Origin of the sequence: Acinetobacter sp. SM1B, assembly GCF_003289665.1 — a bacterium.
GTDB classification, from domain to species: domain Bacteria; phylum Pseudomonadota; class Gammaproteobacteria; order Pseudomonadales; family Moraxellaceae; genus Acinetobacter; species Acinetobacter schindleri.
The window spans coordinates 1,183,093-1,191,260 of sequence record NZ_QMBM01000001.1; the positions used below are offsets into that span (position 1 = coordinate 1,183,093).

Sequence of the window (8,168 nt, forward strand, 5' to 3'; positions counted from 1 at the left end):
GCAAATATTAACCAAAAAGAAGATCGTTTTTTGATTTATGAAAGAGATCTTATGTTATAAGTCAACTACGTTATCTATTTTAAATAATCAAATGAGAGCCAATGGATGATGAAGATGGATGGTGTGAGCTGATATATGTTGAAGCTTTAAAACTCTATAGACCATCGAGATATAACACAGTGAGTAAGCTTAGATTCCTTACCTCGATTTTAGAGCTATTTGCAGAAATACAGAATGAGAATGCAATTATTGAAGTAAAAGCTGTAAATATAAAATTTAAGTTTAGATCTAAGAATTATGTATTCTGGGTTTTTGAAATGCCTGATTTCAATGACAAGACCCTATACCTCGCATATATGTCTCATCATTTAAGTAAGCTATAAGCCTATTAACAGGAAAGCTAGAAAAATGTAGATTTTTTATTTTATTAAATTTAAACAAACTAGATTAAATTTCCGGTGTAATTGACTTTTAATAATCCGTAATTGAAATAGGTAGCCTATAACTAGATGATTATGTAAAAAATTCGTTAAGACTTTTCTGATTACCGCTTACCGGGCTGGTCTACCATCGAGGTAGGTCTTGTATGAAGCAACTGTTATCATATCTATCCGGCGCATGCAGCTTTCGGCGGTTATAAAAATCAGGTATTGACCGAGAGAACCACAAAATGATGCTGGATCATTTCAGTAAACCAAAAATCTACTGGTCAGTTATTTAACCAAGCCAGCCGGTTTCTTCTAAATTTCATTGAAAAGCGGACTTTGGTTCGCTTTTTTAAAAGATATCATTTCCAAAGATGGCGAAATTGCGATATACATCACATCAGATGATTAAAAGTATGAATCAATTGAAATTTAACTTTATCGGAAAGTTAAAAAAAGTATGAAATTGATTTTACATTTTGAAAAATTATGTTTATAAGTAAATGGTGGTTTTTTAATCAAAACAACAATAGACACTCAGGAAGAGTGAACTACAGAAGCGTATTTATATAATGGTGAAACAGGAGTTTTAACAATGCTTCAGCTTTTGAAAAAAATATTTTGCTTGCACATTTATGAATATCAACACATGGAAGAAATTGGCACACAGCGAGAATGTCGCAAGTGTGGTATCAGTAAAGATTAATACCTACCCCCCAGAAAAGTGAGCATTTGCTCACTTTTTTATGCCTGAAATTAAGAATATTCCGTTAAAATATGGCATTGTTAAAACGTCAATGGGGGCATAATGACTAAAGACTTTCAGGCTGAAACTTATATTGTTGATGAAAATCTCGCAGATACCTTACATTGGCTTAGTATACATCAGGAAAGTTTCGAGTCACTGCATTATGATGCCATTACTCAGACACTTACAGTAGAACATGCCAATGGCAGTGATGTCATTCGGATAGGGGATTACCTCAATGCGAAATATGGCATCCTGATTACGGCACACAATTTTGCTGACACTTCTAACTTCGATCAAAAATAATCTATTTACGTGATTGGAGTTGAATCTGACCTGATAAATAGAAAATCTTTAATTAAAAAGGTTTATGAAGTAAAAAATAAATAAATTTTAAACTCATATCATAAAGCCCACCTAAGGCGGGCTTTATTAACTTCAGAATCGATTTATTCCTATTCACGGTGATTGCCATGAATATTCTGATTTTGCAGATCTGCTCGATGCTGTTTATTTAAAACCCGTTCATCCTGCTCGTGCTGATTGTTCTTAGGCGAATTGACTGGCCCATGCTGCTGAGGTTGCTGCTGTTGCTGAATTTGATTCTGGTGTTCATTTTGCAGCTGTTCCAGTAACTCTTGATTTGGATTTTTTGATGACATCATCGTCCCTCCATTTCATTTCTGAGACTATTTAAATTTATGCCACAGTCTGAAAATAAGGTGTGTAAGGCTTTTAAGGGAATCTGTGACACCAGGTAAAAATAGACAATTATCTGGATTTAGAAAGTTGTTCCTGAATCGACCAATCGATATGTACCTGTACAACTTCATCATGTTGAGCGCGAGAGTTTTGCAAGGCCTGAATAATCGCTGGATTAAATGGCGCATTGCCTAAACCAATAGCAATATTGCGCATAAAGCTTTGATAACCGGTACGCCGTAGCGGACTACCTTCTGTTGAAGCTAAAAAGGTGGGCTCATCCCATTGCCATAAATCCAGCAGGCTGGCCTGATCTAGTCCATTCCGTGGATGAAAGTCTGCAATGGTCGTCGTCTTGGCAAAGCTGTTCCAGGGACAAATCAACTGACAGTCATCACAACCAAATACCCGATTACCAATGCCACGACGAAGATCTTCAGGAATAATGCCTTTATACTCAATGGTAAGATAGGCAATACAGCGCCGTGCATCCAGCATATACGGCTCAACAATCGCCTGTGTCGGGCAGATATCGATACAGGCCGTACAAGAACCACAGTGTTTGGTCGTCGGTTCATCAAATGGCAGTTCCAGTGAAGTAAACAGTTCGCCGAGTACAAAGAAGGAACCGGATTTTTTATGAATCAGCAGCGTATGTTTACCAGTCCAGCCCATACCGGCATTTTCAGCCAGAGACTTTTCAAAAACGGGTGCTGAATCGGCAAAAGGACGTGATTCAAATTCTCCGACTTTTTCTTTGATTTTAGCTGACAGCATTTTTAGCCGACCACGCATGGTCTTGTGATAATCACGACCACGGGCATAGCGGGCAATAATTGCAGAATTTGGTGCATCGGGAACCATTCTCGGTTCAGGTGATTCGACCAGATAATCCATACGCACACAGATCACAGAGCGAGTATTTGGAATTAATAGTGTTGGATTAGCACGTTTGTCCAGATTTTCTTCCAGAAATTTCATATCGCCATGATAACCACGCTCCAGATATTCCTGCAGACGTGGCAATTCTGCTTGAGCATCCGGCCGGGCAATGACACAATCAGAAAAACCCAATTCCAGCGCTTGTACTTTGATCCATGCTTTGAGGGCTTCTGGATCCTCTTGAAAAACCTGAATTTGCGCGGGAGAATCGGGTGTAGTCATAAACCGGGAACAGGGAATAAAAAATGCAGCAACAAGTTTACCATAGCCCCGTTTATCATAGCCAAAGTATTCAAGCCTGGGAGCAGCGCTGGTTTGCTAAAAAAAACAGTTCTTATGGTCTGATGCAGCAAGTCGCCTGGAGCATTGTGCAGTGCCTGATTCCTTTATTTATTGAAGAAAATGTTCAAAAGGTCGCGGTCTGTTGTGGGCAGGGTAATAATGCCGGAGATGGATATCTGGTCGGGAAGTACCTACAGCAGGCTGGTTTTGAGATAGAGATTTATGCAGCAGAAAAGGGTGGTTCACAGGATCTGGCTTCGGCGAGTCAGGAAGCACTTGATGCATGCATAAAAGTCTATCCGCATTTTGATTTTCAGACTGAATATGATGCCTATATTGATGCGTTATTTGGGATAGGTCTTAACCGTGATCTGAATGACACATGGCAACAGATGATTCTAAGGATTAATGCTCAAAAGGGCTTAAAAATCGCAATCGACATTCCAAGTGGTCTCCATGCTAATACTGGGCAACCTTTGCCAGTCGCTATTCAGGCTGATTATACTTACACGGCACTGGGGCTTAAAACAGGTTTGTTTACCGGGCAGGGGAAAGCCTATGCTGGGCAGGTAGAATGTATATCTGCAATTCCAATCGATGCTGAATTGAAACCTGTTGCTCAATTATCTGGTACTCACATCCATTTACCCAAACGTCAGGCCTTTGGACATAAGGGCAGTTATGGACATGTACTGGTGATTGGCGGTCATGCTGATATGGGCGGGGCGGTAATCATGTCAGCTGAAGCTGCATTTGCAGCAGGAGCGGGTAAAGTGACTGTTATTTGTGATGCTAAACATCATACGGCAATCCTTTCACGGGCACCAAATATCATGCTCAAAGATATGAATGCCCTAGATGAAGATCAGCGTGATAATCTGTTACAGCAAGTAGATGCCGTTTGTTTTGGTATGGGCTTGGGACGTGATCTCTGGGCTGAACAGCAGTATCAGTTCTGGTTTAGTGCCATTCAGCAATCTCAGCTGGAGATCGTACTAGATGCAGATGCGCTGTGGTTCCTGGCAAAGCGCCCAGAACAATTAAATCCACGAACTTATTGCACCCCTCATCCGGGCGAAGCAGCAACCTTATTAGGATATAAAACTCAAGATATCGAAGCTGACCGAATCGCTGCCATTCATACCTTACAGCAGAAATTCAAAGGACAGTGGGTCTTGAAAGGCTCGGGCAGTCTGATTCTGGAAGATCAGCTGTATATCTGTACTGCGGGTAATCCGGGTATGGGCACTGGAGGGATGGGCGATGTACTGGCTGGCATGATTGCCAGTCTGAAAGCCCAGTTCCATGAGAATATTCATCTGCATGAAATCGTGACTTTACATGCCTTGGCCGGAGATGAGTTGGCAAAATATGGTCAGCGTGGTTTGCAGGCACAGGATATGAAACAAGCCATTTATAAAGTGGTTAATCTTTAGGGAAGTCATGATACAGGCCGCGAAACTGATTATTTCAGGAACAGTGCAGAAAGTAGGCTATCGAAACTGGTTTGCAGTTCAGGCAGTAGAACTGGAATTAAAAGGCTATGTACAAAATCTGCCAACTGCACCGGTAGAGGCTGTAGTGGTTGGAGATGAGAGAAAAATTCAAGAGATGATTATACGTAGTCAAAAGGGACTAATTTATGCAGATTTGGCTGATATTCAACAACTTGAATTAAATCCTGCTGAATATCAGTTTGAAAATTTTCAGATCAAATATTCATATAATGATTAACGACGTCTGCTGACACGGCTACGCCCACGTGCCATACCTCCAAGCGCATTTAACACAGCCATCTTGCTCATGCTACCCGAAGCATGGGCATGACAGATTGCCGCAGCCAAGGCATCCGCTGCATCCTGTTGGGGTTTGATGCTGAGGTTTAAAATTTTCATGACCATCATCTGTACCTGCTCTTTTTCTGCCGCGCCGTAGCCAACGACAGACTGCTTGATCTGACGTGCCGTATATTCAGCGACTTGCAGATCCAGATTAACCAATGCTGCAATGGCTGCACCACGGGCCTGGCCGAGTTTCAGGGCAGAGTCCGGGTTTTGTGCCATAAAGACCTGTTCTACGGCCGCTTCTGTCGGACCATAGAATTTAACAATACGTTCAACCCCGGCAAAAATTCGCTTTAATCGCTCAGGCATTTCCGCAGTTTCCGTTCTGATGGTTCCTGCATCCACAAAAGACAGTTTGGAACCTTCTTTTTGAATAATGCCATACCCTGTAAGACGTGAACCTGGGTCAATCCCAATAATTAATGACATGCCTGCACTTTAAAAATAAAATAATGCCCATATTGTTACATAAGCGTATCAAAAAAGCTTGATCCTGATGAAGCAGTTGATTACATCCTTAATTATTGAATAGAGATTAGATTAATTTTCATGAAATTATTTCTTATTATCCTTGCTGGCGTAATCCTGGAAGTATTTGTATGGATTGGCGTGGGCGACCTCGTCGGGAGCATGTGGTACGTCTTTTTCTGGTTTGTGGCCGCATTCTTTATCGGTATGAACCTGATTCGCAAATATGCCACCGGACTCATGCCGCAGATGCAACAAATGCAAATGGGCCAGATGAGTGCCGATCCGGCCATGACCAATAATCTGCCGAAAATTCTGGCTGGGTTTTTCCTGCTGATTCCAGGTCTGATTACAGACGTGCTGGCGGTATTAATGCTGATCCCGGCTGTACAGCAGGCATTTAAAGCAGCGATGATGAAAGTCATGATGAAACGCCAGCAAGCCATGATGGAAAAAATGATGGGTGGCATGATGGGCGATATGGGCGGCGCTCAAGGTCAAAATCCATTTGCAGAAATGATGCGTCAGATGCAGGAAATGCAAAATCAGCAAGGTGGTCGTGGCGATTCAACCATTATTGATGGTGAAGCACGTGAAGTGACGCCAGAGGCGAAAAAGATTGAAATGAAAGATGTGAATCCAAAATAATTTCGATTTACATTTATGCAGCCGGATCCCATGATTCGGCTTTTTTATGTGAGTAAATTAAGATAAAAGTACTGCGAAAATTTAAACAAAAGTTATAATGCTGCGGTTTTAGTCATCGCTAATAGAAGAAATATGTCTTTGTTGTTAACCATTTGTGGTTTGCATTTTATTGCTCAACTGAGCCCCGGACCGGACGTCCTGCTGATTGCACGAAGTGCAGCATCTACTAATCGTTCCAATACCTTAAAAATTATTGCCGGCATTTCGGCTGGGATTGTGGTTTGGGTGGTACTGACCCTGGCTGGTTTTACCGTGCTGATTGATCAATTCCCCTGGATTCAGCAAGTACTCATGATTGTGGGTGGAGCATTTCTGGCAAGAATGGGCTGGGCGATGCTCAAAGGCGGATTACAGGCATTTAAACAGCGCCATGAAGCCAGCGATGATCAAATAATGATGAATGAAGCGAAAAATTATTTTACTTTGGGTTTATTGACCAATCTGTCTAATCCCAAAACACTGATTTATTTTAGCAGTGTTTTTTCATTGGCCCTCAGCTCATCAGCTTCAGATTATCTGAAATCACAGCTGGCAGTGATTATTCCACTACAAACTTTCCTGACTTTTGCTTTGCTGATGCTACTCATCTCTCAGCCGAAAATCAAAGTGCTGTACCAACGTGCAGGCAACTATATAGATTTGATTTCGGGCATACTGTTCCTGATCTTTGCAATCTGGCTTTGGTATGACGCATTGGTTTTAATGAATTAAGAAGATCAATCCTGACGAGAGAGATCTTGGTCAACTAAAATAGGGGAAACAGTAGTTTCCTCTTTTTTTTCATCTGTTTTTTGTGAAGCGCTATAACGGTTTGGTTTTAACGTGGCTTCTGTATTTTCTGAACCTTGATAACTGCGACTGCGGTTCGCACGTTCTCTTAAACCACCTTTGCGAATTAACTGCACCATACTCAAAACCTCTACAAGACTTGTATTATTGTAAATCAACTGGGCAGAGCATTGCGGAATTTCTAAGATATATACCTAGTCTTGCAAGAATCAGTGTTTATAAAATGATTTGGCCTGATACTGAATATCAGGCCCCTGAGGAAAATGAACCATGAAAATCATCACTGTTTGAATTAAGAAGATTGTTTTACTTCAAGTTGTAATGCATTGAAAATAGTGTCTTTGGTGGGTACATCCTGTTGGGCTTGTGAAGAGACATGAACCACTTTAAATACGACTGCTGCAGCTAAGCAGGCCAATAGGCACAACATCCAGAAACTATAAGGACTTCTGATGCTGTGTGAGCCACAATTTGGACATGAGGTATCGGTAGATGAAACAGCTTTATTGCAGCATGCACAATGATATTGATACTGCATATTCTTCTCCTTATTTTACTAGTTTTTATGGTTATTATTTTTAAACATCAATTTTGAATTGTGTGTTTATATTATGTGAGGAAATGTTTGTATTCGATAGTGCATAGTGAGGTTAAGCATGTAAGCAATTGTGGACAATGTTTTATCCAGAAAGAGTTTTAATTTATTTAAATTATCTGATGATGAACAGAATTCCCTTTAAAAATTCTCAACGACTCTATTCAAGCATATCGCCTATTTAATGTAGTCTTTAAATAAAAACAGCCTGCATAAAGCAGGCTGTTTTTATTTAATTCAAATGATTACTGACCTGAACGGATGATGTAGTCAAATGCAGACAGTGATGCTTTCGCGCCTTCACCTGTAGCAATGATGATCTGCTTGTAAGGTACTGTGGTGCAGTCACCCGCAGCAAATACACCTTTTACGTTGGTTTCATTGCGCTCGTTAATCACAATCTCACCGCGGTTGCTTAACTCAACTTTGGTTTCTTTCAGGAAATCCGTATTCGGTAACAAACCGATCTGAACGAAGATCCCTGCAAGCTCAACCGTATGTTCTTCATCGGTCGCACGGTCTTTGTATTTCAGTGCAGTTACCTGTGAACCATCACCCACTACTTCTGTTGAAAGCGCATTCTTAATCACCGTGGTGTTTGGCAAGCTGTTGAGTTTGTCCTGAAGTACCTGATCCGCACGTAGTTTGGTATCAAATTCCACCAG

12 protein-coding genes and 1 pseudogene are annotated in these 8,168 nt (G+C 41.0%); 7 read left to right on the forward strand and 6 right to left on the reverse strand.

Annotated elements, in window-relative coordinates:
• The first annotated feature begins 101 nt into the window (after positions 1–101).
• The 3 genes and pseudogenes from C8322_RS05605 (at position 102) to C8322_RS05610 (ending at position 1,479) form a co-directional block, all read left to right on the forward strand.
• Complete coding sequence (locus tag C8322_RS05605) at positions 102–383, forward strand: hypothetical protein (RefSeq protein ID WP_004815495.1); 282 nt, start codon at positions 102–104, stop codon at positions 381–383.
• A 207-nt stretch (positions 384–590) separates the two neighbouring features.
• Positions 591–744: pseudogene (locus tag C8322_RS14370) on the forward strand (aldehyde dehydrogenase); the annotation flags it as partial.
• Between the two features lie 489 nt (positions 745–1,233).
• Positions 1,234–1,479 (forward strand): hypothetical protein, encoded by a 246-nt coding sequence (locus tag C8322_RS05610; RefSeq protein WP_004815496.1) that lies wholly within the window; start codon positions 1,234–1,236, stop codon positions 1,477–1,479.
• Between the two features lie 149 nt (positions 1,480–1,628).
• On the opposite strand, the gene C8322_RS05615 is transcribed toward C8322_RS05610, so the two are convergent.
• Both C8322_RS05615 and queG read right to left on the reverse strand, forming a co-directional pair.
• Positions 1,629–1,838, reverse strand: coding sequence for a hypothetical protein (locus C8322_RS05615; RefSeq protein ID WP_004892694.1), 210 nt, complete (start codon positions 1,836–1,838; stop codon positions 1,629–1,631).
• A gap of 106 nt (positions 1,839–1,944) precedes the next feature.
• Positions 1,945–3,039 carry a tRNA epoxyqueuosine(34) reductase QueG gene (gene queG / locus C8322_RS05620; RefSeq protein WP_004815501.1) on the reverse strand — a complete coding sequence of 365 codons (1,095 nt, stop codon included), beginning with the start codon at positions 3,037–3,039 and terminating at the stop codon, positions 1,945–1,947.
• Positions 3,040–3,062: 23 nt separating this feature from the next.
• On the opposite strand from queG, the gene C8322_RS05625 reads away from it, so the two are divergent.
• Together C8322_RS05625 and C8322_RS05630 are read left to right on the forward strand one after the other, a co-directional pair.
• On the forward strand, positions 3,063–4,535 hold the full coding sequence (locus C8322_RS05625) for a bifunctional ADP-dependent NAD(P)H-hydrate dehydratase/NAD(P)H-hydrate epimerase (protein ID WP_004815503.1): 1,473 nt from the start codon (positions 3,063–3,065) through the stop codon (positions 4,533–4,535).
• A gap of 7 nt (positions 4,536–4,542) precedes the next feature.
• The gene (locus C8322_RS05630) at positions 4,543–4,833 is read left to right on the forward strand and encodes an acylphosphatase (RefSeq protein WP_004815505.1); all 291 of its coding nucleotides are present in this window, start codon (positions 4,543–4,545) and stop codon (positions 4,831–4,833) included.
• On the opposite strand, the gene ruvC is transcribed toward C8322_RS05630, so the two are convergent.
• Entirely contained in the window at positions 4,830–5,372 is a 543-nt protein-coding gene (ruvC, locus tag C8322_RS05635; protein ID WP_004815506.1) for a crossover junction endodeoxyribonuclease RuvC, read from the reverse strand. The two genes, C8322_RS05630 and ruvC, sit on opposite strands and share 4 nt — an antisense overlap.
• Positions 5,373–5,492: 120 nt before the next feature.
• Here ruvC and C8322_RS05640 point away from each other — a divergent pair, with 120 nt between their 5' ends.
• The gene (locus C8322_RS05640; protein ID WP_004815508.1) at positions 5,493–6,059 is read left to right on the forward strand and encodes an FxsA family protein; all 567 of its coding nucleotides are present in this window, start codon (positions 5,493–5,495) and stop codon (positions 6,057–6,059) included.
• A 132-nt stretch (positions 6,060–6,191) separates the two neighbouring features.
• Positions 6,192–6,830: a LysE family transporter gene (locus tag C8322_RS05645; protein ID WP_004815510.1), complete on the forward strand. Its 639-nt coding sequence runs from the start codon at positions 6,192–6,194 to the stop codon at positions 6,828–6,830.
• A 5-nt stretch (positions 6,831–6,835) separates the two neighbouring features.
• Here C8322_RS05645 and C8322_RS05650 read toward each other — a convergent pair whose 3' ends face one another.
• The 3 genes from C8322_RS05650 to C8322_RS14550 all read right to left on the reverse strand — a co-directional run.
• Positions 6,836–7,027 (reverse strand): hypothetical protein, encoded by a 192-nt coding sequence (locus tag C8322_RS05650; protein ID WP_004815512.1) that lies wholly within the window; start codon positions 7,025–7,027, stop codon positions 6,836–6,838.
• Positions 7,028–7,200: 173 nt separating this feature from the next.
• The gene (locus tag C8322_RS05655) at positions 7,201–7,446 is read right to left on the reverse strand and encodes a hypothetical protein (protein ID WP_004815514.1); all 246 of its coding nucleotides are present in this window, start codon (positions 7,444–7,446) and stop codon (positions 7,201–7,203) included.
• Between the two features lie 302 nt (positions 7,447–7,748).
• The coding region (locus C8322_RS14550) for an FAD-dependent oxidoreductase (protein WP_228156492.1) at positions 7,749–8,168 on the reverse strand (420 nt) is incomplete at its 5' end.